19 protein-coding genes are annotated in these 23,406 nt (G+C 69.7%); 2 read left to right on the forward strand and 17 right to left on the reverse strand.

Features of this window, described 5'->3' with window-relative positions; translation table 11 throughout:
- Positions 1–2 precede the first annotated feature (2 nt).
- The 8 genes from BM109_RS02910 to BM109_RS02945 form a co-directional block, all read right to left on the reverse strand.
- On the reverse strand, positions 3–1,673 hold the full coding sequence (locus BM109_RS02910) for an amidohydrolase (protein WP_093340390.1): 1,671 nt from the start codon (positions 1,671–1,673) through the stop codon (positions 3–5).
- A gap of 48 nt (positions 1,674–1,721) precedes the next feature.
- Positions 1,722–2,756, reverse strand: a complete 1,035-nt coding sequence (locus BM109_RS02915) for an ABC transporter ATP-binding protein (protein ID WP_093340391.1) — start codon at positions 2,754–2,756, stop codon at positions 1,722–1,724.
- Positions 2,753–3,784: an ABC transporter ATP-binding protein gene (locus BM109_RS02920; RefSeq protein ID WP_093340393.1), complete on the reverse strand. Its 1,032-nt coding sequence runs from the start codon at positions 3,782–3,784 to the stop codon at positions 2,753–2,755. The genes BM109_RS02915 and BM109_RS02920 overlap by 4 nt, the downstream gene beginning before the upstream one ends.
- Position 3,785: 1 nt before the next feature.
- Positions 3,786–4,706: an ABC transporter permease gene (locus BM109_RS02925; protein WP_093341230.1), complete on the reverse strand. Its 921-nt coding sequence runs from the start codon at positions 4,704–4,706 to the stop codon at positions 3,786–3,788.
- Between the two features lie 29 nt (positions 4,707–4,735).
- The gene (locus BM109_RS02930; protein WP_093340395.1) at positions 4,736–5,710 is read right to left on the reverse strand and encodes an ABC transporter permease; all 975 of its coding nucleotides are present in this window, start codon (positions 5,708–5,710) and stop codon (positions 4,736–4,738) included.
- A 12-nt stretch (positions 5,711–5,722) separates the two neighbouring features.
- Complete coding sequence (locus BM109_RS02935) at positions 5,723–7,324, reverse strand: ABC transporter substrate-binding protein (RefSeq protein ID WP_093340396.1); 1,602 nt, start codon at positions 7,322–7,324, stop codon at positions 5,723–5,725.
- Positions 7,325–7,535: 211 nt separating this feature from the next.
- On the reverse strand, positions 7,536–8,987 hold the full coding sequence (locus BM109_RS02940; protein ID WP_093340398.1) for an NAD(P)/FAD-dependent oxidoreductase: 1,452 nt from the start codon (positions 8,985–8,987) through the stop codon (positions 7,536–7,538).
- Between the two features lie 28 nt (positions 8,988–9,015).
- On the reverse strand, positions 9,016–9,417 hold the full coding sequence (locus BM109_RS02945; RefSeq protein WP_057591954.1) for a nuclear transport factor 2 family protein: 402 nt from the start codon (positions 9,415–9,417) through the stop codon (positions 9,016–9,018).
- Between the two features lie 149 nt (positions 9,418–9,566).
- Between BM109_RS02945 and BM109_RS02950 the strand changes: the two genes are divergently transcribed.
- On the forward strand, positions 9,567–11,105 hold the full coding sequence (locus tag BM109_RS02950; protein WP_093340400.1) for a MocR-like pyridoxine biosynthesis transcription factor PdxR: 1,539 nt from the start codon (positions 9,567–9,569) through the stop codon (positions 11,103–11,105).
- Positions 11,106–11,168: 63 nt separating this feature from the next.
- Here the strand turns inward: BM109_RS02950 and BM109_RS02955 are convergent, their stop codons facing one another.
- From BM109_RS02955 to BM109_RS02985, 7 genes are all read right to left on the reverse strand, one after another.
- Complete coding sequence (locus BM109_RS02955; RefSeq protein ID WP_093340402.1) at positions 11,169–12,632, reverse strand: DEAD/DEAH box helicase; 1,464 nt, start codon at positions 12,630–12,632, stop codon at positions 11,169–11,171.
- 153 nt (positions 12,633–12,785) lie between these two features.
- Positions 12,786–13,673, reverse strand: coding sequence for a KPN_02809 family neutral zinc metallopeptidase (locus tag BM109_RS02960; protein ID WP_093340404.1), 888 nt, complete (start codon positions 13,671–13,673; stop codon positions 12,786–12,788).
- Positions 13,674–13,808: 135 nt separating this feature from the next.
- Positions 13,809–14,375, reverse strand: a complete 567-nt coding sequence (dcd, locus tag BM109_RS02965) for a dCTP deaminase (RefSeq protein ID WP_057591958.1) — start codon at positions 14,373–14,375, stop codon at positions 13,809–13,811.
- 68 nt (positions 14,376–14,443) lie between these two features.
- Positions 14,444–15,730 carry a guanine deaminase gene (gene guaD, locus BM109_RS02970; protein ID WP_093340405.1) on the reverse strand — a complete coding sequence of 429 codons (1,287 nt, stop codon included), beginning with the start codon at positions 15,728–15,730 and terminating at the stop codon, positions 14,444–14,446.
- Positions 15,731–15,895: 165 nt separating this feature from the next.
- Positions 15,896–16,432 carry an Rrf2 family transcriptional regulator gene (locus BM109_RS02975; RefSeq protein ID WP_093340407.1) on the reverse strand — a complete coding sequence of 179 codons (537 nt, stop codon included), beginning with the start codon at positions 16,430–16,432 and terminating at the stop codon, positions 15,896–15,898.
- Between the two features lie 264 nt (positions 16,433–16,696).
- On the reverse strand, positions 16,697–17,806 hold the full coding sequence (locus BM109_RS02980; RefSeq protein ID WP_093340409.1) for a BMP family ABC transporter substrate-binding protein: 1,110 nt from the start codon (positions 17,804–17,806) through the stop codon (positions 16,697–16,699).
- A gap of 74 nt (positions 17,807–17,880) precedes the next feature.
- Positions 17,881–18,273 (reverse strand): carboxymuconolactone decarboxylase family protein, encoded by a 393-nt coding sequence (locus BM109_RS02985; RefSeq protein ID WP_057591963.1) that lies wholly within the window; start codon positions 18,271–18,273, stop codon positions 17,881–17,883.
- 155 nt (positions 18,274–18,428) lie between these two features.
- Between BM109_RS02985 and BM109_RS02990 the strand changes: the two genes are divergently transcribed.
- Positions 18,429–19,655, forward strand: a complete 1,227-nt coding sequence (locus BM109_RS02990; RefSeq protein ID WP_177239229.1) for an MFS transporter — start codon at positions 18,429–18,431, stop codon at positions 19,653–19,655.
- 150 nt (positions 19,656–19,805) lie between these two features.
- On the opposite strand, the gene BM109_RS02995 is transcribed toward BM109_RS02990, so the two are convergent.
- Together BM109_RS02995 and BM109_RS03000 are read right to left on the reverse strand one after the other, a co-directional pair.
- Positions 19,806–22,355: a penicillin acylase family protein gene (locus tag BM109_RS02995; protein WP_093340410.1), complete on the reverse strand. Its 2,550-nt coding sequence runs from the start codon at positions 22,353–22,355 to the stop codon at positions 19,806–19,808.
- Positions 22,356–22,485: 130 nt separating this feature from the next.
- Positions 22,486–23,301 (reverse strand): helix-turn-helix domain-containing protein, encoded by an 816-nt coding sequence (locus BM109_RS03000; protein WP_093340412.1) that lies wholly within the window; start codon positions 23,299–23,301, stop codon positions 22,486–22,488.
- Positions 23,302–23,406 lie beyond the last annotated feature (105 nt).

A 23,406-nucleotide genomic window follows, 5' to 3' on the forward strand; every position in this document is an offset into this window, starting at 1 on the left:
CCTCATGCCTCGAACACGCGGCCCGACAGCACCGTGCCCCAGACGCGCAGGTCCTTGAGCCGCATCGGGTCGACGGCCAGCGGGTCCTCCTCGAGCACACAGAAGTCGGCGCGCTTGCCGCACTCGATGCTGCCGATCTCGCCGTCGAGCTTGAGGGTCCAGGCCGCGCCCAGCGTGACGGCGCGCAGTGCCTGCTCGACCGTGATGCGCTCGGCCGCGCCGAGCACGCGGCCCTTGGGCGTGACGCGGTTGACCGCGCACCAGGCGGTGAACAGCGGGCCCAGCGGCGTGACCGGCGCGTCGGAATGGATCGCCAGCGGCACGCCCGCGGCGAGCGCGCTGCCGCAGGCATCGAGTCGGTTGGCGCGGTCGGGGCCCATGGTCATCTCGTAGTGCTGGTCGCCCCAGTACCAGATGTGGTTGGCGAACAGGTTGGCGCACAGGCCCAGCGCGGCCATGCGGCGGAACAGCGGCGCGTCGATCATCTGGCCGTGCTGCAGCGTGTGGCGGTGGTCGGGTCGCGGCGCGCGCGCGAGCACGCGGCCGATGGCGTCGATCGCGACCTCGCTGGCCTCGTCGCCGTTGGTGTGGGTGTGGATGGTGAGGCCGGCGCGGTGGTAGGTCTCGAAGTCGGCTTCGTACTGTGCGGGCGCGGTCACCCAGATGCCGTTGGGCGCGCCGTTGAAATGGCCGGGCCAGCGCAGCCGCGCCGAGAAGCCCTGGATCGAGCCGTCGAGCATCATCTTCACGAGGCCGTAGCGCAGCCGGTCGGTGTTGCGCGGCATCAGAGAGCGCACATGCTCCGCGCCCTGCGCCGCGCCATGCGTGCCGTGGAAGGCCTGGAACGCGGGCAGGATGCGCACCGCGAAATCCTCGGCGCCGGTGGCGCGCTCGAGCACGCCGCAATCCTCCTCGGTGAGCTTGTTGACCAGGTCGGTGGCGGTGGTCACGCCCTGCATGCAGGCCAGCCGCGCGAAGGAGCGCACGCCGGCCTCGGTCATCGGCGCCAGCAGGCCGGCATTGCCGATCCTGCGCAGCACCAGGAACATCGCGGCCGGCTCCTGCAGCTCGCCCGTGGGCTCGCCCGCGGCCGGCCCGGCGGCGAACTTGACCACGCCCTCGACCTCGTTGTCGCGCGTGATGTCGGCGATGCGCAGCATCGCGCTGTTGACGTTCATCAGGTGGCCGTTGGCATGGCCGATGACGATCGGCCGCGTGGCGCTCGCGCGGTCGACGTGTTCCACCGTCATGCGTTCGCCGCCGAAGTAGATCGGATCGAAGCCCCAGGCCACCAGCGGCTCGGACTCGGGCCGGCCCTCGGCCTGCATGCGCGCGGCGATCTCGGCCAGGCGCGCGACCACGGCCTCCATCGAGCGCAGGCCGCTCCAGACCTTGCCCTGCGGATCGCGCCGGTCGAACCAGCCGAGATATGCCCAGTCCCACATGCTGCCTTCCTTGAGGTGGCAGTGGCCCTCGACCAGTCCTGGCATCAGCACCTTGGCGGCGAAGCGCTCGTCGAGCGCGAAGTCGCCCCAGGCGCGCATCTCGTCGAGCGAGCCGACCGCGAGCACGCGCCCGTCGCGCACCGCGACATGGGTGGCCTCGGGCTGCATCGGGTTCATCGTGAGGATCTTGCGGGCGCTGTAGACGGTGGTGGCGGTGGTGGCGGTCATGGATTCGGGAAGGAGGATGGACGGGCGCGACGCGATGTTCGCGCGGATTCAATCGGCCTGCAGGCGCAGGGGCGGCAGCGGTAGGCCGTCGGCCAGCCCGACACGGCGGCAGCGCACCCAGTGGCCGGGCACCACCTCGCGCAGCGGCGGCGGCTCGGCCGCGCAGGCCGGCTCGGCCACCGGGCAGCGGCCGGCGAAGCGGCAGCCGTGCGGCGGATCGATCGGGCTCGGCGGATCGCCCGTGAGCTTGATGCGGCCCGCGGCGCGGCGCCGGCCGCCGCCCACGGTGGGCACGGCCGACATCAGCGCCACGCTGTAGGGATGCAGCGGCTGCGCGAAGAAGGCGCGCCGCGGCGCGCGCTCCACGATCTGGCCGAGGTACATCACGGCAATGTCGTCGCAGATGTGCTCGACCACCGCCATGTCGTGCGAGATGAACAGGTAGGTCAGGCCCAGTTCGCGCTGCAGCCGCGCGAGCAGGTTGAGGATCTGGGCGCGGATCGCGATGTCGAGCGCCGACACCGGCTCGTCGCAGACCACGAGCTCGGGGTTGGTGGCGAGCGCGCGCGCGATGTTGATGCGCTGGCGCTGGCCGCCCGAGAACTGGTGCGGAAACAGCTGCTGCTGCTCGGGCCGCAGGCCCACGGCCTCGAACAGCTCGGCCACGCGGCGCGTGCGCTGCTCGGGCGTGCCCACCTGCATCAGGTCGAGCGGCGCGCGCACCGCGGCACCGGCGCGCTCGCGCGGGTTGAGCGAGGAGAACGGGTCCTGGAAGATAATCTGCATGCGCGTGCGCGAACGGCGCAGCGCCTCGCCCTCGAGCGCGCCCAGGTCGGTGTCGCCGAGCCGGATGCGGCCACCGGTCAGCGGCGACAGCCGCATCACGGCGAGCGCGGTGGTGGTCTTGCCCGAGCCCGATTCGCCGACCACCGCGAGCGTGCGGCCGCGGCGGATCTCGAAGGACACGCCGTCCACCGCCTTCACCACCTCGGGCTTGCGGCCCCAGCCGGCCCTGGCGCGCGGGAAGTGCACCTGCAGGTCGTCGACCGCGAGCAGCGTGTCGGTCGGTTCGATCAGGCTCATGCCGCCTCCTCCGCCAGCGCCTCGGCATGCAGCCAGCAGGCCGCGCCGTGCGAGCTGCCGCCATCGCCCTCGCCGGCCAGCGCGAACATCGGTGGCACCTCGTGCGCGCAGCGCGGCATGGCATGGCGGCAGCGCTCGCGGAAGGCGCAGCCGCTGCCCAGTTCCCAGATCGAGGGCACCACGCCGGGGATCTCGGCCAGGTCCTCGCGGGTGTCGTCGTCGAAGGCCGCGCTGCTACCGAGTTCGGGCAGGCAGTCGATCAGGCCGCGCGTGTAGGGATGGCCGGGCGCGGACAGCACCTGGTCGGCGCTGCCCTGCTCGATCACGCGGCCCGCGTACATCACCATCACGCGGTCGGCCATCTCGGCCACCGCGCCCATGTCGTGCGTGATCAGCAGGATCGCCGTGCCCTTCTCGCGCTGCAGTTCGCGCAGCAGGTCGAAGATCTGCGCCTGCACCGTCACGTCGAGCGCGGTGGTGGGTTCGTCGGCGATCAGGATGTCGGGCCGGCAGGCCAGCGCCATCGCGATCATCACGCGCTGGCGCATGCCGCCCGAGAGCTGGTGCGGGTACTCGTCCACGCGCCGCTCGGGCGCCGGGATGCCGACCTGGCGCAGCATCTCGATGGCGCGTTCGCGCGCGGCCTGTGCATCGAGGCCCGCATGCAGCCGCAGCGATTCGCCGATCTGGTCGCCCACGCTGAACACCGGGTTCAGCGAGGTCATCGGTTCCTGGAAGATCATCGAGATGCGGTTGCCGCGCACCTCGCGCATGCGTGCGTCGGTGGCGCGCACCAGGTCCTCGCCCTGGAACAGCACGCGGCCGTCTCGGATGCGCCCCGGCGGCGAGGGAATGAGCCGCAGCAGCGCGAGCGCGGTCATGCTCTTGCCGCAGCCCGACTCGCCGACCACGCACAGCGTCTCGCCGGCGCGCAGCTCGAAGTCCACGCCGTTGAGCACCAGCGCCTGGCCGCGGCGGGTCCGGAATTCGACGTGCAGGTCCTGCACGCGCAGCAGTGCCTCGCTCATCTCAGCGCTCCCTCAGCTTGGGGTTGAGGGCATCGTTGAGGCCGTCGCCGATCAGGCTGACCGCGAGCACGGTGACGAAGATGGCGGCGCCCGGAAAGGCCACGGCCCACCAGCACGACAGCACGTACTGGCGGCTCGAGCCGATCATCAGGCCCCAGCTCATCTGGTTCGGGTCGCCCAGGCCGAGGAAGGACAGGCCGGCCTCGAACAGGATCGCCGCGCCGATCGCCAAGGTGGCCGACACCACCAGCGGCGGCAGCGCATTGGGCAGGATCACCTTCCAGATGATGCGGGCGTCGCGCGCGCCGATGGCGCGCTCGGCGCGCACGAACTCCAGCCCGCGGTACTTGAGGAACTCGGCGCGCGTGAGCCGCGCGGTGCCGGTCCAGCTCACGACGCCGATGGCCAGCGTGACCGTGACCAGCGTGGGCGAGAACAGCGTCACCACCACCATCGCGAACAGCAGCGCGGGCAGCACCTGGAAGAACTCGGTGATCTTCATCAGCACCGCGTCGACCTTGCCGCCGTAGTAGCCGGCGAAGGCGCCGAGCGTGATGCCGATCAGCACCGACAGCAGCGCCGCCACCGCGCCCACCAGCAGGGTGGCGCGGCCGCCGTAGATCAACGCGGTGAGCACGTCGCGCCCGAGGTAGTCGCTGCCGAGCCAGGCCTCCTCGCTGAACGGCGGCGTGAGCGGCGCGGCCTTGATCTCGAAGGGATCGGCCGGATAGAGCCAGGGGCCGGCGATCGCGACCGCGAGCACGATCAAGAGCAGCACCATGCCGGCGATGGCCGCGGGGTTGCGCAGGAACATGCGCGCGGCCTCGATGCCGGGGTGTTCGGCGCGCGGGCCGGCGGTGGCGCTCGTGCGCGCGGGCGCCGCCGGCTTCGCGGCCGGCGCCGGGTCTGGGTCGAGGGTCATCGTGGAGGTCGCATTCATCGGGGGAGGCGTCACGCGGTCTTGATGCGCGGATCGATCAGGCGGTAGCAGAGGTCCGTGAGCTGGTTCATCACCACCACCACGATGGAGGAGAACAGCAGCACGCCGAGGATGGTCGGGTAGTCGCGCCGCAGCACCGAGTCGAAGGCCAGGCGGCCGAGCCCCGGCCAGTTGAAGACGGTCTCGACCAGGATCGCGCCCGCGAGCACGTTGCCGAACTGCAGCCCGAGCACCGTCACCACCGGCAGCAGCGCGTTGCGCAGCGCATGCTTGTAGAGCACCACGCGCTCGGCCAGGCCCTTGGCGCGCGCGGTGCGGATGAAGTCGGAGCCGAGCACGTCGAGCATCGACGAACGCGCGAGCCGGCTGTACTGCGCGAGGTAGACCAGGCTCAGCGTGATCGTGGGCAGCACCAGGTGGTGCGCGACGTCGAGCACGTCGGCCAGGCCGCCGCCGGTGGAATCGATGGAGCGCATGCCGGCCACCGGCAGGATCGGGAACACCGAGGCCAGCAGGATCACCAGCATGATGCCGATCCAGAACACCGGCGCCGCGAAGCCCACCAGCGACAGCACGGTGATGAACTGCGACAGCAGCCCGTTGGGCCGGCGCGAGGACAGCACGCCGAGCGCCGTGCCGACCACGAAGGCCAGCAGCACCGAACTCAGCACCAGCAGCAAGGTGGCGGGCACGCGCTCGGCGATCATCTGCGTGACCGGCAGGTTGAAGAAGTACGAATAGCCGAGGTCGCCGCGCAGCACCTTGCCGAGGTAGACGCCGAGTTGCACCGGCAGCGGCCGGTCGAGGCCGTACTGCGTGCGCAGCTCGGCCATGAGCTCGCTCGACATGCCGCCGCTGGCGCCCGCGATGGTCTCGACCGGGTCGCCCGGTGCCGCGTGCACCAGCACGAAGTTCAGCACCACCACCGCGAGCACCAGGGCGAGGCCCTGCAGCAGGCGCGAGGCGGCGTAGCGAAGCATGCCCATGTGCGCCCCGCCTTACTTGAGGTAGACCTCGTCGAGCGGCGACAGCGGTCCCCAGATGGTGGTGGGCACATTGCCGACCTTCTTGCTGGTGATCGTGTGGTAGGGCACCTGGTTGATGAACTCGATCGGCAGCTCGTCGGTCACGATCTTCTGGAAGGTGGCGTAGTAGGCCTTGCGCTGCGTCGGGTCGGTCAGGCCGCCGGCGGTGTTGAGCAGCTCGTCGACCTTCGGATTGGCATAGGACTGGGTGTTGGTCCAGACGATGGGTTTGATGTTGGTCGACAGGTAGGTGCGGTGCACGCCGATGATCGGATCGCCCCAGTTGAAGACCGCGTCCATCGACATGTCGAAGTCGTGCGTGGCCAGGCGCTTGGCCCAGGCCGGGAAGTCGGCCGAGGCGCGCACCTCCACCGTGATGCCCACCTTCTTGAGCTGGCCGCGCACGTACTCGGCCACGTTCTTCTGCTGGTCGTCGCCGCCGGGCAGGTAGTCGATGGTGAGCTTGAAGCGCTCGCCGTTGGCGCCGGCCTTGTAGCCCGCGGCATCGAGCATCTCGCCGGCCTTCTTGAGGTCGAGCGGATAGCGCACCAGGTCGTTGACCGCGAACGGGCTGCTGGCCACCAGCGGGCCGTCGGACACGGTGGCGAAGCCGCCCATCAGCGCCTTGGTGATGAAGTTCTTGTCGATCGAGTGCGCGATGGCCTTGCGCACCTGCAGGTCGGACAGCGGCTTCTTCGCGGTGTTGAAAGCCAGCCAGTTGAGCGGGCCGATGCCGTCGTAGCCCTTGGGCGTGAGCGACACGCGCGGGTCGTTGGCGAAGCGCTTGAGGTCGGTGGGCAGGGTCGCGAAGGGCAGCATCTGGATGTCGCCGCGCTCCACGCCGAGCACCAGGCTCGCCATGTCGGGCGTGATGCTCACGATGACCTTGTCGAGATACGGCTTGTTGGGCAGGAAGAACTTGTCGAAGCGCTCCATCACGATGCGCTGCGAGGGCTTGAACTCGGTGACGCGGAACGGGCCCGAGCCGACCACGTCGGTGCTGTTGCGCGGATGGTTCTTGAGGTCGGTGCCGTCGCCGTAGATGTGCTTGGGCAGGATCGGGCACAGCGCGGGCGACATCGCGAGCACGATCGCCGGATGCGGCGCGCTCATGCGGATGATGGCGGTGTAGGGATCGGGCGTGTCGACCTTCTCGACCGGGCCCAGCATGGTGGTGAAGGGATGGTTGGCCTTGATGGCCATGATCGAGAACGCGACGTCGGCCGAGGTGATGGGCTTGCCGTCGTGGAACACGGCGTTCTTGCGCAGGTTGAGCGTGAGCGACTTCGCGTCGTCGGAGAGCTTCCACGATTCGGCCAGGTAGGGCTGCGGATTCCACTTGTCGTCGAAGCGCAGCGGGCTCGCGAAGATCTGCGCCGAGGGCAATGCGGTGGCGATGCCCGACTGCACGGCGCCGTTGAGGTGGCGCGGCGTCTGCGTGCTGCCGATCACCAGCGTGCCGCCACGCTTGGGTTCTTGCGCGGCGGCCGGCAGGGAGCACAGCGCGAGCGCGGCCAGCGAGGCCGCCGACAACAGGGTGACACGGCGCGTGAAGCGGGAAAGCGGAAACGGCATGCGGGACCTCTGGATGGCTACTCGAAGAAGAAGCGGCGCGCGGTGCGGCGCCGACGAGATCGACGATAGGCCCCCGAGCAGGTGCCACGAAGAGCCACGTGGCACCGATCCGCAGGGCCAGACGCTGCGGGTTTGCCCCGTTGTGCGGCGTGCGATGCGCCGTTTGCGGGAAGGCGCACCGGATGCGGGAGCGCGATGGTGCCGGCGCGCGCTACTTCTCGTCCTTGAGCCAGTACCACTTGTAGAGCATGCGCTGGCCCATGCGGCGGAACGGCGCGAAGGCCTGCGACTCGACCAGGCCCATCACGTTGGGGAAGGGCAGCGGCGAGTCGTAGATCGGCAGCTCGAACACCTCGCGGCCCGCATCGCGGCCCGCGATGCGCTCGGCCAGGCGCTTACCGGCCCAGGTCGAGAACGAGACGCCGTTGCCGCCATAGCCCACCGCGTACCAGATCTTCTTCGACGCATCGGGCTGCGTGATGCGCGGCATCATGTCGTGGCTCATGTCGACCCAGCCCCACCACGAGTGGTCGATGCGGATGTTGGCGAGCGGCGGGAACTTGCGCGCGATCGCGTCGGTGAGCAGCTTCAGGTGCACCGGTGCCTCGGCATCGGCGCCGCTGACCGAGCTGCGGCTGCCGATCTGCAGCCGGTTGCCCTCGAGCAGCCGGTAGTAGAAGCGCAGCGTGCGCGTGTCGGTGAGGAAGGTCTTCGAGCGGAAGTTGGTGGCCTTGAGCTCGGCCTCGGTGAGCTCGCGCGTGACCACCGAGTTCGAGAGGATCGGCATCACGCGGTTCTTCAACAGCGGGCTCAGCGCCTGGCCCGTGTAGCCGCCGGTGCACACCGCCACGCGGCGCGCGCGCACCGTGCCGCCGGGCGTGCGCAGGTGGTGCACGCCGTCGATGGTCTGCCAGCCCTGCACCGGGCTCGAGGTGTGGACCTTCACGCCGAGCGCGCGTGCGCGCCGCAGCAGGCCGAAGGTGAACTTCAGCGGATGGATGCCCACGCCCTCGGCCTCGAACATCGCGCCCACGGTCTCGCGCTCGTCGCAGTAGTCGCTGCGCACCTCCTCGGCGCTCATCATGCGCGTGGCATAGCCGAAGGTGTCGCGCATCAGCGCGGCCTCGGCGGCGAGCACCGGCAGCTTCTCGCGGCGGTGCGCGAGGTAGAGGTGGCCGCCGTCGAAGGCATCGCAGTCGATCTGCTTCGTGAGCGCCTTGAAGTTCTCGAAGCCCGCGCGGATCTCGGCGTCGAGCTTCTTCGCGGTATCGAGGCCCCAGCGCGCGATCCACTGCGAGCGCTTGAGGCGGCCGCTGGCGTTCTGGCCCTGGCCGCCGCTGCGGCTCGAGCAGCCCCAGGCCGCCTGGTTGGCCTCGAGCACGGTGGCGCGGATGCCGTGCTCCTGCGCGAGGTAGAGCGCGGTCGACATGCCGGTGGCGCCCGAGCCCACGATCGCCACGTCGACGTCGATGTCCTGCACCAGCGGGCCGTCGTCCTCGGGCGGCGTGCCCGCGCTCGCGACCCACCAGGTGGGCGCATAGGCGCGGCCGGCGCCGGGGTCGGGCGCGAGCAGCGGGTCGTAGCGCGGGTCGTAGGGCCGCGAGGGCGTGGCGGGCACGGCCTCGGGGGCGGTGAAGGACGTGGCGGTGCCGGTCATCGTCATGGGCGCTCCGAAGAAGGCGTGGCGCGGACTACTTCGCCGCGGGCAGGTTCGGGCGTGCCTTGCGGAACACGTTCTTGAGCTGGATCTTCCCGTCCTTGAAGGTGAAGACGTCGATGCCGTCGGTCTCGATGCGGCTGCCGTCGGCGGCGGTGCCGGTGAAGGTCCACTGCGAGGTGCCGAAGTCGCCGTGCACGAAATGCACGCCGTCGATCCACTGCGCGTCGGGCACGGCCTGCCAGGCGGCCGCGAAGGCCTTGCGCACGGCCTCGGTGCCCGTGTGGCGGGTGCCGCAGGCATCGGGGCCGGCGGCGGTCTGGAACACGCAGTCGTCGCTCATGAAGCTCATCAGCGCATCGATGTCGTGGCGGTTCCAGGCCGCGCTGAAGGCGGCAAGGGTGTCGGTGGTCACGGGCGGGAAGGAAGAGGACATGGCGCTCGGATGAAAGTCTTTGGGGAATGAATGGAGCCGAGGGTAGGCAGCGGGCGGGGTGCGCGATAGGGCCAGATGCGGGGATTCGACCGAGCCAGAGCGCACGGACATGCGCGCCGGCGAAGGGCCTGCCCTAAACTGCGGCGACCATGGCGAGCCATCCCCGAGCCACCCAGTGGGCACAGCTCTTCGCGCTGCCCAACCAGCCCGCGCTGCCGCTGCAGGCGCGGCTGCGCGCCGCGGTGGTGCAGGCCATCCTCGAGGACCACCTGAGCGCGGGCGCGTCGCTGCCCTCCTCGCGCGAACTCGCGGTGCTGCTGGGCCTGAGCCGCAACACCGTGACCTCGGCCTACCTGCAGCTGATCGACGAAGGCTTTCTCGAGGCGCGTCCGCGCAGCGGCGTGTTCGTGGCGCGCAATGCGCGTCCGCCCGCGGCGGCGCCGGCCGAACCGCTGGTGGGACGCAGCGGGCAGTCGGGCCAGCCGCCCGACTGGTCGCAGCGCGTGCTGCGCTCGCTGGTGGACCAGCCCACGCTGTCCAAGCCCGAGCGCTGGCGCGACTATCCCTATCCCTTCGTCTACGGCCAGCACGACCCGCTGCTGTTTCCGACCGAGGACTTCCGCGAGTGCTGCGCGCGCAGCCTGGCACGCTCGCAGCTGCAACACTGGACGCCCGACTTCGAGACCGATGACGTGCCCGACCTGATCGAGCAGATCCGCACGCGCCTGCTGCCCAAGCGCGGCGTGTTCGCGCTCAAGGAGGAGATCATCGTCACGCTCGGCGCGCAGCATGCCTACTACCTGCTGGCCGACACGCTGTTCGACACCCACACGCGCGTGGGCCTCGAGGAGCCCGGCCATCCGCACGCGCGCAACAGCTTCTCGCTGCGCCAGCCCAAGTGGGTGGAGGTGGCGGTGGATGAAGACGGACTGGTGGTCGATGCGCTGCCTGCGGCCGACTACCTGTTCGTCACGCCCTCGCACCAGAGCCCGACCACCGCCACCCTGAGCCTGGAGCGCCGCCAGTGGCTGCTGCGCAAGGCCGAGCTGCAGGACTTCGTGATCATCGAGGACGACTACGAGGCCGAGAACCTCTACGAGGGCACGCCGATGCCGGCGCTCAAGAGCCTGGACAAGACCGGGCGCGTGATCTACGTGGGCTCGGTGTCGAAGAGCCTGTCGCCCGCGCTGCGGCTGGGCTTCATCGTGGCGCCGCGCGCGCTGATCAAGGAGCTGCGCGCCATCCGCCATGCGATGGTGCGGCATCCGAGCGCCTTCCTGCAGCATGCCTATGCGCTGTTCCTCTCGCTGGGCCACCACGAGTCGCATGCGCGGCGCGTGAACCACGCGATGCAGGAACGGCTCGCGCTGGCGGCGCAGGCGCTGCGCGACCACTTGCCCGATTTCGAGTTCAGGCTGCCGCAGGGCGGCGCGTCGCTGTGGGTGCGCGCGCCGGCCTGGGTCGACGCGGGCGAGCTGTCGCTGATGGCGCGCAGCCACGGCGTGCTGATCGAGGCCGGCGACGTGTTCTTCGCGAAGCCGCCCTATCCGTGCCCGTTCTTCCGGCTGCGGCTGTCGTCGATACCGGCGGCGCAGATCTCGGCCGGCATCCGCGCGCTGGGGCTGGCGGTGGAAGAGCTCGCGGCCGCGCGCGGCGAGCGGCGCCCGGCGGGCGGGCGCACGCACTGAACGAGCGCCCATGAAAAAGGCCGCGACATGCGCGGCCTCGTTGCTTAGTGATCGGCAAGCCGATCAGCTCGGCTCGGGCGTCTTGAACAGCGCCGCGATCTTGCGCTTGCTCTTGATGTTGCTCGACACGCCGGTGCGCGCGGGCGCCTTGGCAGCGGCTTCCCAGGCCGGTGCGGCCTCGCTGTTGCCGGCCTCGTAGGGCTGGTCGAAGAAGGGATCGCGCGGCGCCGAGGGCGCGCGGTGCGGACGTCCGCCGCCGCGCCGTGCATCGCTGCCGTAGCCGCGTTCGCGCGGCTGGTCGAGCACGTCGCGCGCGTCGCCGGCCTCGCCCTCTTCGCGCCAGTGGCGGCGGCCGTCGTTGATGCGGCCGCGCGGGCGGTCTTCCTCGAACTCGACCGGCTCGAGCTCGATCTTCTTCTTGATCAGCTTCTCGATGTCGGCCACCAGGCGCGCGTCGTTGCCGCCGCTCGCGAAGCTCACGGCCAGGCCCGAGGCGCCGGCACGGCCGGTACGACCGATGCGGTGCACGTAGTCCTCGGCATTGAACGGGATGTCGAAGTTGAAGACCGCGGGCACGTCCTTGATGTCGAGGCCGCGGGCCGCGACGTCGGTGCACACCAGCAGGTCGACCTCGCCGGCCTTGAAGGCGGCGAGCGCCTTCAGGCGTTCGTCCTGGCTCTTGTCGCCATGCAGCGCCGAGGTGCGCAGGCCGTCGCGCTCGAGCGTGCGCGCGAGCCGCGCGCAACCCAGCTTGCTGTTGACGAACACGAAGGCCTGGGTGATGCCGCGCTGGCGCACGATCTGCTTGAGCGCGCGGCGCTTGTCGTCGTCGGACACGCTGTAGAAGTGCTGCTCGACGGTGGAGGCGGTCTCGTTGGGACGCGCCACCTCGATGGTCACCGGGTTCTGCAGGTAGCTGCCGGCCAGGCGCTTGATCTCGGGCGAGAAGGTGGCCGAGAACAGCAGCGTGGTGCGCTGCTTGGGCAGGTAGCTGAGGATGCGCTGCAGGTCGGGCAGGAAGCCGATGTCGAGCATGCGGTCGGCCTCGTCGAGCACCACGTACTCGACCTGGTTGAGCACCGCGTTCTTGGCCTCGATGTGATCGAGCAGCCGGCCCGGCGTGGCCACCAGCACCTCTACGCCCTTCTTCAACTCCAGCGTCTGAGGCTTCATGTCGATGCCGCCGAACACCACCGTGCTGCGCAGGTTGGTGTACTTGGCATAGAGCTTGATCTGCTGCGCCACCTGGTCGGCGAGTTCGCGCGTGGGCAGCAGCACGAGGGCCCGCACCGGATGCCGCGCGGGCGAGGTGGAGGCGTTCTCGTGCTTGAGCATGCGCTGCAGCAGGGGCAGCGAGAACGCCGCGGTCTTGCCGGTGCCGGTCTGCGCTGCGCCCATCACGTCCTGGCCCGAAAGCACGACCGGAATGGCCTGCTCCTGGATCGGCGTCATGGTCTCGTAGCCCATTTCGGCCACGGCACGCGCCAGCGGAGCCGCCAGCGATAAGTTGGAGAAGGAACTTGTCATTGAGCCCGCTATTGTCGCACTGCCGCAAAAAACGGCAGTGACCGCGCGATGACAACGCCCGCTTTCGCGGCATTGCTATTTATTAGATAGCAAACAATGGAGCACTGGCGCGCGGTCCAAGACGCCACGCTGTCAGGCAATCGTGTGCAACTCTTAGAGGTTGCGCGCGTTGAAGGTGTCGCAGGCCTGCACGCTGCCCGTTTGGTAGCCGGTTCCGAACCAGCGCTGGCGCTGCGCGCTGGTGCCGTGTGTGAAGCTGTCGGGCACCACCGCGCGCCCCGCGGAGCGCTGCAAGGCGTCGTCGCCGATCTTCTGCGCGGCATTCATCGCGGCCTCGATGTCGCCCGGGTCGAGCCACTTCTTCGACTCCTGCGAGTGATGCGCCCAGATGCCCGCGAAGCAGTCGGCCTGGAGCTCGACGCGCACGCTCATGGCGTTGTTCTGGCTCTGGCTCAGACGGCGGCGCATGCCGTCGACCTTGGCCGTGATGCCGAGCTCGTCCTGCACATGGTGGCCGACCTCGTGCGCGATCACGTAGGCCTGCGCGAACTCGCCCGGCGCGCCGAGCTGGTTCTTGAGCGTGTCGTAGAAGCCGAGGTCGATGTAGACCTTCTTGTCGCCCGGGCAGTAGAACGGTCCCATGGCCGATTCGCCGGTGCCGCAGGCCGTGGGCGTGGCGCCGCGGAACAGCACGAGGCGCGGCGCATGGTAGGTGCCGCCGTTCTTCTGGAAGATGTCGCTCCAGACCACCTCGGTGTTGCGCAGCACGGTGCTGACGAAGGCGGCCTCGCGGTCGTTGGCCGGCGGCTTGGGCGCCGGGCCCTGTTGCTGCTGCTGCACCGGTGCCGGGCCGCCGCCACCGCTGAGCAGGCTCAGCACGGTGAGCGGATTGATGCCGAAGACCCAGCCCGCGATCAGCGCGACGGCGATGGTGCCGATGCCGATCCCGCGGCCGCCGATGAAGCCGCCGCCACCACCACCGCCACCCTCGCCGCGGCGGTCTTCCACGTTGTCGGATTGCTCGTTGCCTTCCCATCTCATCGCATGCTCCTTGCCGGCCTCTTGCTGGGGTTTTGGCCGGTGATCGCCGGATGGTAGCGGCCCCGGGAGGCGCCGGGGTAACCGGGCGTCAGCGCAGGCCGCGCGCGCTCGAGGGAGACGCGCTCGACAACGCGATCAGGTCTTGGGCAGCGTCACGCCGCGCTGGCCCTGGTACTTGCCGCCGCGGTCCTTGTAGCTGGTCTCGCAGACCTCGTCGCTCTCGAAGAACAGCACCTGGGCGCAACCCTCGCCCGCGTAGATCTTGGCCGGCAGCGGCGTGGTGTTGCTGAACTCCAGCGTCACGTAGCCTTCCCATTCGGGCTCGAAGGGCGTGACGTTGACGATGATGCCGCAGCGCGCATAGGTGCTCTTGCCCAGGCAGATGGTCAGCACGTTGCGCGGGATGCGGAAGTACTCGACGGTGCGCGCCAGCGCGAAGCTGTTGGGCGGGATGATGCAGTAGTCGCCGTGCATGTCGACGAAGCTCTTCTCGTCGAAGTTCTTCGGGTCGACCACCGTGCTGTGGATGTTGGTGAAGACCTTGAATTCGGGCGCGCAGCGGATGTCGTAGCCGTAGCTCGAGGTGCCGTAGCTGATGATCTTGTGGCCGTCGGACTCGCGCACCTGGCCGGGCTCGAAGGGCTCGATCATGCCGTGCTGCTCGGCCATGCGCCGGATCCATTTGTCGCTCTTGATGCTCATATGCGGTCGCTGCTGCGGGGGGAACGGGCGCGAATTGTGGCATGGCGGGCAGCGCCGCCCTGCCCCGCCTATCCGGCCTGCGAGATCACCGTGCGCTCGACCAGGCGGTCGTCGCCCAGCACGATCAGCGCGAACAGCAGCTCCTCGAGGCCGTTCGCCCGCGCGGTCTTGCGCTCCAGCAGCGGCGTGGCCTTGGGGTTCAGCACCAGGAAGTCGGCCTCGCAGCCCGGCTGCAGGTTGCCGACCACGCCGTCGAGCCCCAGCGCGCGCGCCGCGCCGCCGGTGTGGCGCCACCAGAGCTCCGAGGGCGCGATGCTCAGGCCGGCCTTGGTCTGGCCCTCGCGGCCCACGTAGTAGGCGGCCATCATGGTGTGGAAGGGGCTGAAGCTGGTGCCGCCGCCCACGTCGCTGGCCAGGCCGTAGGGGTGGCCCACGTGGTCGGCCTTGCCGAAGTCGAAGAAGCCGCTGCCCAGGAACAGGTTGCTGGTCGGGCTCACGGCCGCGGCGGTCTTCGTCTCGCGCAGCAGCGCGCGGTCGGTGTCGTCGAGGTAGATGCAGTGCGCGTAGACGGCGCGCTCGCGCATCAGGCCGAAGCCGGCGTAGACGTCGAGGTAGGAACGCGCCCGCGGATACAGCTCGCGCACCCAGGCCACCTCGTCGCGGTTCTCGGCCACGTGCGACTGGATCCAGGTGTCGGCGTACTTCGCGGCCAGCTCGCCGGCGCCGCGCATCTGCGCGTCGGTGCTCGCGGGCGCGAAGCGCGGCGTGATCGCGTAGCCGAGTCGGTCGACGCCGTGCCACTTGCGGATCAGCGCCTCGGAATCGATCAGGCTCTGCTCGGTCCGGTCGCGCACGCCGTCGGGCGAATTCCGGTCCTGCAGCACCTTGCCGGTGATCATGCGCAGGCCGCGGCGCCGGGCGTCCTCGAAGAAGGCATCGACCGAGGCCACGTGCGAGGTCGCGAAGGTCAGCGAGGTGGTGACGCCGTTGCGCAGCAGCTCGTCGAGAAAGAAGCCGGCCACTTCCTTCGAATGGGCCGGGTCGGCGAAGCGGCTCTCGGCCGGGAAGGTGTAGTTCTCGAGCCAGGGCAGGAGGCCCGGCGAGGGCGAACCGATGATGTCGGTCTGCGGGAAATGGATGTGCATGTCCACGAAGCCCGGCGCGAGGATGCGCCCCGGCAGGTGCGTGGTGTGGACCTCGGGATGGCGCGGCGCCACGGCGGCATGGCTGCCTGCATCGAGCACGCGCTGGCGGCCGGCGGCATCGGGGCCGACGACCAGCAGGCCGTCTTCGTCGAACTGGGGGAGACCGGCGGCGTCGAAGCGCAGCAGGGAGGCGCGGTAGGCTTTTTTCATCGTGGAGGCCGAGCGTAATGCAGCCTCGCGCCGCCGCAATTTCCATGCGCGTATGAGCGCTATATGGCGCGCGGCCTGCGGGTTATCCCGAGGGCAGGGCCGGAAACGGCAACGCCGGACCGTCGCGGCCCGGCGGGAAATTCAGACGCTCCAGACCTCGGAAGCTCAGGGCTTCGCGAGCATCTTGCCCAGCGCGAACACCGAATTCGGCACGTTCGTCGGGCGGGCCACGCTGGGCGCGGCCTGGCGCGAGGTCGCGTGGCGGACCACCGCCGGCGCCTTGGCCTGGGTCGCGTTGCGCGCGAGCTGCTCGTCCATCAGATGCTGCAGCGTGACCGAGTCGAGGAACTCCACCATGCGGCTGTTGAGCGATGCCCAGAGTTCGTGCGCGGTGCAGCGCACGCCTTCTTCCTCGCTCGCGGAGGCCGAGGACGGCGCCGCTTCGGCGGCATCGACCGCGAACACGATGTCGGCCACCGTGATGCGCGCAGCCTTGCGGCCCAGCGAGTAGCCGCCGCCCGGGCCGCGCGTGGAGGCGACCAGTTCGTGCCGGCGCAGCTTGCTGAACATCTGCTCCAGATAGGACATCGAAATCTTCTGCCGCAGGCTGATGGCAGCCAACGTGACCGGACCGGTGGTCTGGTGCAGGGCCAGGTCGATCATGGCGGTGACCGCAAAGCGGCCCTTGGTGGTGAGACGCATCTCATCTCTCCTTCGTGCTTCTTGTAGACGTGAGGCCATTGCGGCCCCGTGGCGAAGCTTCCTTTGTTGTTATACGTTCTTCCAGAAACTCGACGCCGGAGTATCGGGCCTCGCGGACCGACTACCGGCAGATCCCGCCATTGTCGGCGAAAGATCTGCCTTTTTGGCACCGGAAAAGCACTGAAGCCTTCCCGAAAACCGGCATAGACCACTTCGACACGGAAATCGGCATTCGGTTCCCCGCGCCGTCGATCGCCGTGGTGCTCAGCGCGCGATCCGCCCCTGCACGCCCTCGGCCAGCCAGTTCATCCGCAGGATCTGCTCGTCGGACAGCTGGCTGCCCTTGGCAATCACGGTGCGGCCCTCGTTGTCGCGCACCTCGGCCGCCACGGCGCGGAACGGCTGCAGCCGGCCGGCCGCGATGTCCTGCTGGCGCGCCAGCACCTCCTGCTGCACGGCCTGGGGTACCTTGGTGCCGAAATCGCCGACTCGGATCATTCCTTCCTTCACGCCGCCCCAGAGGTTGGCGCTCTTCCAGCTGCCGTCGAGCACCGCGCGGGCGCGCTGCGTGTAGTAGCCGCCCCACTGGTGCGTGACCGCGACCACCTGGGCGTCGGGCGCGATCTTGCGCATGTCGGAGTGGTAGGCGATCGCCAGCTTGCCGCGCTCCTGGGCCGCCGCCATCACCGCGGTCGAGCCGGTGTGGAAGGCGATCACGTCCACCGACTGGTTGAACAGGGTCATGGCCGCGTCGCGCTCCTTCGGCGGATCGAACCACTCGTTGAGCCAGACCACGCGCACGGTCGCCTTCGGGTTCACCGAGCGCATGCCGAGCGTGAAGGCGTTGATGCCCTGCAGCACCTCGGGGATCGGGAAGCCGGCCACGTAGCCCGCGACGTTGCTCTTCGTCATGCGCCCGGCCGCCACGCCGGCCAGGTAGCGGCCCTCGTAGTAGCGCGCGTTGGCGGTCGCCACGTTGGGCGCGGTCTTGTAGCCGGTGATCGACTCGAACTTCACCTCGGGGAAGTCGCGCGCCACCTTGAGCGTGGGCTCCATGTAGCCGAAGCTAGGCGTGAAGATCAGCCGGTGGCCCTGCTGCGCGAGGTCGCGGATCACGCGTTCGGCATCGGCGCCCTCGGCCACGTTCTCGACATAGGTGGTCTTGACGCGGGCGCCGAGCGCCGTTTCCACGGCCTTGCGTCCCTCGTCGTGCTGGCGCGCCCAGCCGGCCTCGGTCAGCGGCGTGACGTAGACGAAGCCGATCTTCAGCGGCGGCGCGGGTTGGGGTTGGGAGTGGGCCCGGGAGTGGGCGGACAACAGAAAACAAGCGGTCACCCACGCCACCAAGGCGCGGCCCGCGAGGTTTTTGTACATGGTGTTCCTCTACATGGCCCCGGTAAAAAGAAATCCCTGCACCGGCCGGGACGCCCGGTGCAGGGGCGGGCATTTTACTTGTCGAAGGCCGGGTCGACCGGCACCCGGTAGCCGTTGACCAGCCGGTTGGTCTCGTTGGCCATGCCGACCACGGCCATCAGCTCGGCGAACATGGCCGGCGTCATGCCGGCCTTCTCGGCACCCGCGTGGTGGCTCGCGATGCAGTAGTTGCAGCCGTTGCTGACGCTCACGGCCAGGTAGACCATCTCCTTGACCACCGGGTCGAGCGCGCCGGGCGCCATCACCTCCTTGAGGCTGGACCAGGTGCGCCGCAAGGTGGCGGGGTCGTTCGCGAGGTACTTCCAGAAGTTGTTGACGTCGGGCACGTTGCGCGTGGCCTTGATGTCGTCGAACACAGCGCGGACCTCGTCCGGGGCGTTCGCGTACTCGATGGGCTGGGGTTTCATGCGGTGTTCTCCTGGGTGTCTGGGTGTCTGTGACCGGACGCCCATTAGAGCGAAAGCCGCGCGGCCGCGCTGCCACCCGTGCACAGCCGCGATGGCGGCCGCCGCCAATCGGCAGGCGCCAGGGCGCGCGGGCGGCGGGACAATTCCGCCACCCCATGACGACCGACGCACAGCCCTCCTCCACCGCCGCGTTCACGCATTCCACCCACTGGCGACGCAACCTGGTCGTCTGCATGTTCGGCTCCTTCACCACCATCGTGGCGATGACGCTGCTGCTGCCCTTCCTGCCGCTGTACGTGGAGCAGCTCGGCGTGAAGGACCATGCGGCGATCGTGCAGTGGTCGGGCGCGGCCTATGGCGCGACCTTTCTCAGCGCGGCGCTGGTGGCGCCGCTGTGGGGCTGGCTGGCCGACCGCTACGGGCGCAAGCCGATGCTGATCCGCGCCAGCCTCGGCATGGCGGTGGCGATGGCGCTAATCGGCGTGGCCGGCAACGTCTGGCAGCTGGTCGGGCTGCGGCTGCTCGCGGGCCTGCTCGGCGGCTACGCCTCGGGCTCGATGGTGCTGGTCGCCACGCAGACGCCCAAGGACCGCACCGGCTGGGCGCTGGGCACGATGTCCTCGGCGATCATGGCCGGCAACCTCGTGGGGCCGCTGGTCGGCGGCGCGCTGCCGCCGCTGATCGGCATCCGCGCCACCTTCTTCGCGGCCGGCGCGATCATCTTCGTGGCCTTCCTCGCCACGGCCTTCCTGATCCGCGAGGAGAAGAAGCCGCGCGCCGCCGCGGCCAAGGGTGCCGATGCCGGCGCCGGCTGGGCCGCCGTGCCCGACAAGGGACCGCTGGTCGCGATGCTGTTCACCGGCATGCTGCTGATGCTCGCCAACATGTCGATCGAGCCGATCATCACGGTCTACGTGGCGACGCTGGTCGAGGACCCGGCGCGCGTGACCATGATGGCCGGCTTCGTGATGTCGGCCGCCGCGCTCGGCAGCATCCTGTCGGCCTCGCGGCTGGGCAAGCTGGCCGACCGCGTGGGCCACTGGAACGTGATCGTGGGCTGCCTCGCGGTGTCGGCGCTGCTGCTGATCCCGCAGGCCTTCGTGACCTCGGGCTGGCAGCTCGTCGTGCTGCGCTTCCTGATGGGGCTGTCGCTCGGCGGTCTCCTGCCTTGCATCGCGAGCGTGATCCGCCACAACGTGCCCGAGCGCGTGGCCGGCAACATGCTCGGCTATTCGACCTCGGCCCAGTACACCGGCCAGGTCGCGGGGCCGCTGCTCGGCGGCTTCGTGGGCGGCCACATCGGCATGCGCGCGGTGTTCCTCGGCACCTGCGTGCTGATGGCGGCGGGCGCGGCCTGGAACTGGGCCGCCAAGCGGCGCTGAGCGGGCGCCGATCGCGCGCCCATAAAAAAACCGAGGCGGGGCTTTGGGGCCCGCACCTCGGCAACGCAGTGAAGGATGGGAGCGGGCCCGTTCGCCGAAGTTCAACCTTTCGTGGCTGCTCCGACGAACGGTGTTCCGCGCCTCACTCGCTCATTCGCTGATCGAACTGGTCTTCAGCGCCGCATCGCCCTGGATCTCGGCTTCGGAGAACGGCACCTTGAGCCACTGCCCGGCGCTGTAGGCGCGGGTGTAGTCGGCGTTGTGCGCCGAGGCCGGATCGTCCGACAGCGAGAAGGTCAGGAAGGTATGGGCTTCCACGCCGCCGGCCGGGAAACGCACGATCTGCATGTAGCTGTTGCCGTTCGGGTCGTTGTCCATGGTGTAGCCGCCCTTGTCGAGCGGGTTGTCCGAGCACGAGATCGTGAAATAGCCCGGACCGCCGCAGCCGCCGTACAACGGGATCTTCTGGCCGCCGCGGGTGGCGAACAGCACCTCGCCGCGCGTCGCGTCGACCGCGAAGCCGCTGGCCTGCACCTTCGCGACGGCGGCGCCGAAAGCCGTCGACAGCGCCGCGGCGGCACCGGGCTTGAGGTCGCGCGGCGTGTGGATCGGATCGGCCGGATCGAAGGGCACGGCATAGAGCGAGGCCGCGGGCAGGCGCTCGGCGCGATCCCAGAACTCGTCCCACACGTGGGCGCCGCGCGCATCGCGGGTGCCGGCGTTGTTCCAGGCGCGCAGCGTGGCGCAGGCGCCGCTCACGTCGATGTCGCGCCCGATGGCCGCGTTGTCCAGCGGGTCGGCCGCGACGTTGATGGTCGCCTTCGCGCACACCATCGCCAGCGCCTGGTCCTTGAACAGCTCGGCCGTCAGCGCGCGGCTGTCGAGCACCATGCGCTTGACCGTATCGGCGGTCGCACCCTTGGCGCCGTAGCTGTCGCTGCCATCGATGCGCCCCTGCGCCAGCAGGTTGCCCATGCGGGTGCGGAAGCTCACCTCCTGCGTGCCGGCCGGGCCCATGATGGGCGGGTAGCCCGTCATCGGCGCCTTCGGGTTGGCGAGCCAGTAGCTGTCGTTCATGTTGGCCACGTAGTCGTCTCGCTGCAGGCTGGGCAGGCGAGAGGCACCGATGATGCCCTTCTGCGGCGAGTCGGCATCGCTTTGCCAGTCGCAGGCGCTGCGCGAACCGTCGAACACGGGCACGCCCGGCAGCGCGTCCGCGAGCGCCAGGCCGACCGGCGTGGTGCACTGCGCCGTCTGCTCGGCCGACACGTTGGGGATGGCGCCGATGTCGGCATACCAGGCCTTCGCGGCGCCGCGGCCCACGGCCACGGTGTTGACCCACGGGATCGCGACCTCCTCCTTCTGAATCGCGATGAACTCGTCGAGCGACTTGGCCTGGTTCCAGCGCTGCCAGTTGCGGAACAGGCGGAAGTTGTCGGCGTTGACGTCGCGGATCGCGAAGGCGCTGGTCTGGCTCCAGCCCAGCGCCGCGTTCATGCTCGCGAGGTTCGCGATCGGGCCGTACTCCGACTTGTACAGCGTGCGCGTCACCGGCACCACGCCGCCGCCCGACTGCTTGACCTGCACCGTGATGCTCGCGGCCTGCATCTTCACCGCCGCGCCGTCGCGCATGTAGCTGGTCGGGTCGCCCGAGGCGAGCGTGAGCTGGTAGAGGCCGAAGCGGTTCGCGGTCGACACCGTGTGGCTCCAGGCGATGTTGTCGTTGAAGCCGATCAGGATCACCGGGATGCCGAGGAACGAGGTGCCGCTGATGTTGAGCTGGCCCGGGATGGTGAGCTGCGCCTGGTAGAAGCGGTCCGGGCCGCGCCAGTACCAGTGCGGGTTGCCGAACAGCAGCGGGCTCGCATCGCCGGTGGCGCTGGTGCCGAAGCCGATCATGTTGCTGCCCACGCCCTCGTGGCCGCCGACCTGGAAGTCGGGTCGGCGCAGCTCCGCCGCGGCCAGCTGCGTGATGCCGCCGGTGGCGGTGCCGCGCCCGCCGGCCTTCGCCATCTTCGCCGCGGCCGGCGCGGTGGCGTTCGCGATCGCCGGCAGGAAGTTGCTGAGGCCGGCCGCGAGGTTGGCCGAGTACATGCGCCGGAAGATGTCCTCGCGCGTGACCTGCTGCACCCAGGGCTCGTTGCGGCAGGCCGCGTTGGCACCGGCGCTGCCACCGGCCTTGATCTCGCGCACGTAGCGGTTGTAGCCCGCGGCGAAGCCGTCCACCAGCTTGAGCAGCGTGTCGGGCTGCTGCTTGAGCATCGCCGCCACCACGTCGTCCGAGATCACGTGCTTGTGGAAGAAGTCGGAATCGATGTTCTTCGGCCGGCCGATGGTGCTGCTGAACGGGATCTGCGCGTCGGCGCCGAAGTAGCGCGAGCGCTCGCCGCGGTAGGTGAGGAAGGAGTTGGCCATGGTGCACAGGTCGTCCTGCGCCTGCGCATAGCCATAGCCGTAGCCCGCGCCGGCCCAGTTGTCGGCCTTGATGTGCGGCACGCCCATGGCGGTGCGGCGGATCTCGGCCTTGTAGGTGGCGTTCTCGGCCGGCGGCGGGTTGATCGGTCCGATCGGGAAGAAGCCGCTGCCGCCTCCTCCACCGCCGCCACAGGCGACCAGCAGCGTGGCTGCCGCGGCCAGCGCGGTGGCCGTGAATGCGAGGGCGAGCGGCCGCCTCCGGCCGCGCGGATTGTCTTGTCTCATGTCGGATGTCTCCTGTGAATGCTCGGTCATGCTCTCTTGATGGAGCCTTGCCAGCTTAGGCAGCGCGCGGGGGGCTGGCTTGAACGAAGCCGCTGTATTGCGGCCGCGCGCGCGCCGCTTCAGCAGGCGCTCAGGAATGCATCGGGGCCGCGCCGTGGCCCCAGGCCTGCGAGGCCTGCTCGTCGGCCCTGACCTCGACCTTGCCCGCGAGGAACGAGGGCGCGAGGCCGAAGTAGCTTTTGAAGGTGCGGCTCATGTGGGCCGCGTCGGTGAAGCCGCTGGTCAGCGCGACGTCGGTCAGCGGACGCTGGCCGGTGAACTGCTGGACCGTGCGCCGCACCTTGGTCCACAGCGCATAGCGCTTGATCGACACGCCCACCTGCTGCGCGAACAGGTGGGTGAGCCGGTCGGGCGAGAGGCAGGCCACGGCCGACAGCTCGCGCAGCGACACCGCGCCCGCGCGATGGCGGATCGCGTCGAGCACGCGCTCGATGCGCGGATCGTTGGGCATGCGGCGCTCGGGGCTGCCGGTGATGGTCTCCACCAGGCCGCGGCTCAGCGCCTGCAGCGCGGCATCGTCGAGCGCGCCGGCCTGCGCGGGCTCGAAGCCCTCGCGCAGGCGGCCGAAGCGGCGTGCATCGAGCACCTGGATGCCGTGCCCGCCGAGCTGGCGCGAGAGCATGCGGTAGGCGACCGAGGCCGGATCGATGTTGAGCGACAGCAGCCCGCAGCCCTCGACCGCGAGCCGGCGTGCCACGTGCGGCGCCACCACGGCGGCGGTGCAGTACGTGCGCGTGCCGTCGGCCGCCTCGAGCATGAACGGATGCCCGCTCACCGAGGCCAGCACCGTGGCCGAGGAGCGCGCGGTCAGGCCCGACTGGATCGCCGGCGTGATGTAGAGGAACCTGTCGTCCCACAGGTGCAGGAAGTTCTTCGGGGTGGCCATGGACCGGCTTGTCTCGTCTTGTCTCTTGTCTTCTGCGCCCCATTCTGGGGCGATCCACGAGCAGGCGGTATGAGGCATTGCCCTCACTGCGCCGAAGAACGGTCG

It is taken from the genome of Variovorax sp. PDC80 (assembly GCF_900115375.1).
GTDB lineage: Bacteria > Pseudomonadota > Gammaproteobacteria > Burkholderiales > Burkholderiaceae_C > Variovorax.

What these genes read in the sequence shown, in the direction of transcription:
- BM109_RS02915 (WP_093340391.1), bottom strand. Translation starts at nt 2,756, where the DNA reads ATGAGCCTGATCGAACCGACCGACACGCTGCTCGCGGTCGACGACCTG.
- BM109_RS02950 (WP_093340400.1), top strand. Translation starts at nt 9,567, where the DNA reads ATGGCGAGCCATCCCCGAGCCACCCAGTGGGCACAGCTCTTCGCGCTG.
- BM109_RS02940 (WP_093340398.1), bottom strand. Translation starts at nt 8,987, where the DNA reads ATGACGATGACCGGCACCGCCACGTCCTTCACCGCCCCCGAGGCCGTG.
- BM109_RS02995 (WP_093340410.1), bottom strand. Translation starts at nt 22,355, where the DNA reads ATGAGACAAGACAATCCGCGCGGCCGGAGGCGGCCGCTCGCCCTCGCA.
- BM109_RS02935 (WP_093340396.1), bottom strand. Translation starts at nt 7,324, where the DNA reads ATGCCGTTTCCGCTTTCCCGCTTCACGCGCCGTGTCACCCTGTTGTCG.
- guaD (WP_093340405.1), bottom strand. Translation starts at nt 15,730, where the DNA reads ATGAAAAAAGCCTACCGCGCCTCCCTGCTGCGCTTCGACGCCGCCGGT.
- BM109_RS02925 (WP_093341230.1), bottom strand. Translation starts at nt 4,706, where the DNA reads ATGACCCTCGACCCAGACCCGGCGCCGGCCGCGAAGCCGGCGGCGCCC.
- BM109_RS02985 (WP_057591963.1), bottom strand. Translation starts at nt 18,273, where the DNA reads ATGAAACCCCAGCCCATCGAGTACGCGAACGCCCCGGACGAGGTCCGC.
- BM109_RS02945 (WP_057591954.1), bottom strand. Translation starts at nt 9,417, where the DNA reads ATGTCCTCTTCCTTCCCGCCCGTGACCACCGACACCCTTGCCGCCTTC.
- dcd (WP_057591958.1), bottom strand. Translation starts at nt 14,375, where the DNA reads ATGAGCATCAAGAGCGACAAATGGATCCGGCGCATGGCCGAGCAGCAC.
- BM109_RS02955 (WP_093340402.1), bottom strand. Translation starts at nt 12,632, where the DNA reads ATGACAAGTTCCTTCTCCAACTTATCGCTGGCGGCTCCGCTGGCGCGT.
- BM109_RS03000 (WP_093340412.1), bottom strand. Translation starts at nt 23,301, where the DNA reads ATGGCCACCCCGAAGAACTTCCTGCACCTGTGGGACGACAGGTTCCTC.
- BM109_RS02975 (WP_093340407.1), bottom strand. Translation starts at nt 16,432, where the DNA reads ATGCGTCTCACCACCAAGGGCCGCTTTGCGGTCACCGCCATGATCGAC.
- BM109_RS02930 (WP_093340395.1), bottom strand. Translation starts at nt 5,710, where the DNA reads ATGGGCATGCTTCGCTACGCCGCCTCGCGCCTGCTGCAGGGCCTCGCC.
- BM109_RS02980 (WP_093340409.1), bottom strand. Translation starts at nt 17,806, where the DNA reads ATGTACAAAAACCTCGCGGGCCGCGCCTTGGTGGCGTGGGTGACCGCT.
- BM109_RS02960 (WP_093340404.1), bottom strand. Translation starts at nt 13,673, where the DNA reads ATGAGATGGGAAGGCAACGAGCAATCCGACAACGTGGAAGACCGCCGC.
- BM109_RS02990 (WP_177239229.1), top strand. Translation starts at nt 18,429, where the DNA reads ATGACGACCGACGCACAGCCCTCCTCCACCGCCGCGTTCACGCATTCC.
- BM109_RS02910 (WP_093340390.1), bottom strand. Translation starts at nt 1,673, where the DNA reads ATGACCGCCACCACCGCCACCACCGTCTACAGCGCCCGCAAGATCCTC.
- BM109_RS02920 (WP_093340393.1), bottom strand. Translation starts at nt 3,784, where the DNA reads ATGAGCGAGGCACTGCTGCGCGTGCAGGACCTGCACGTCGAATTCCGG.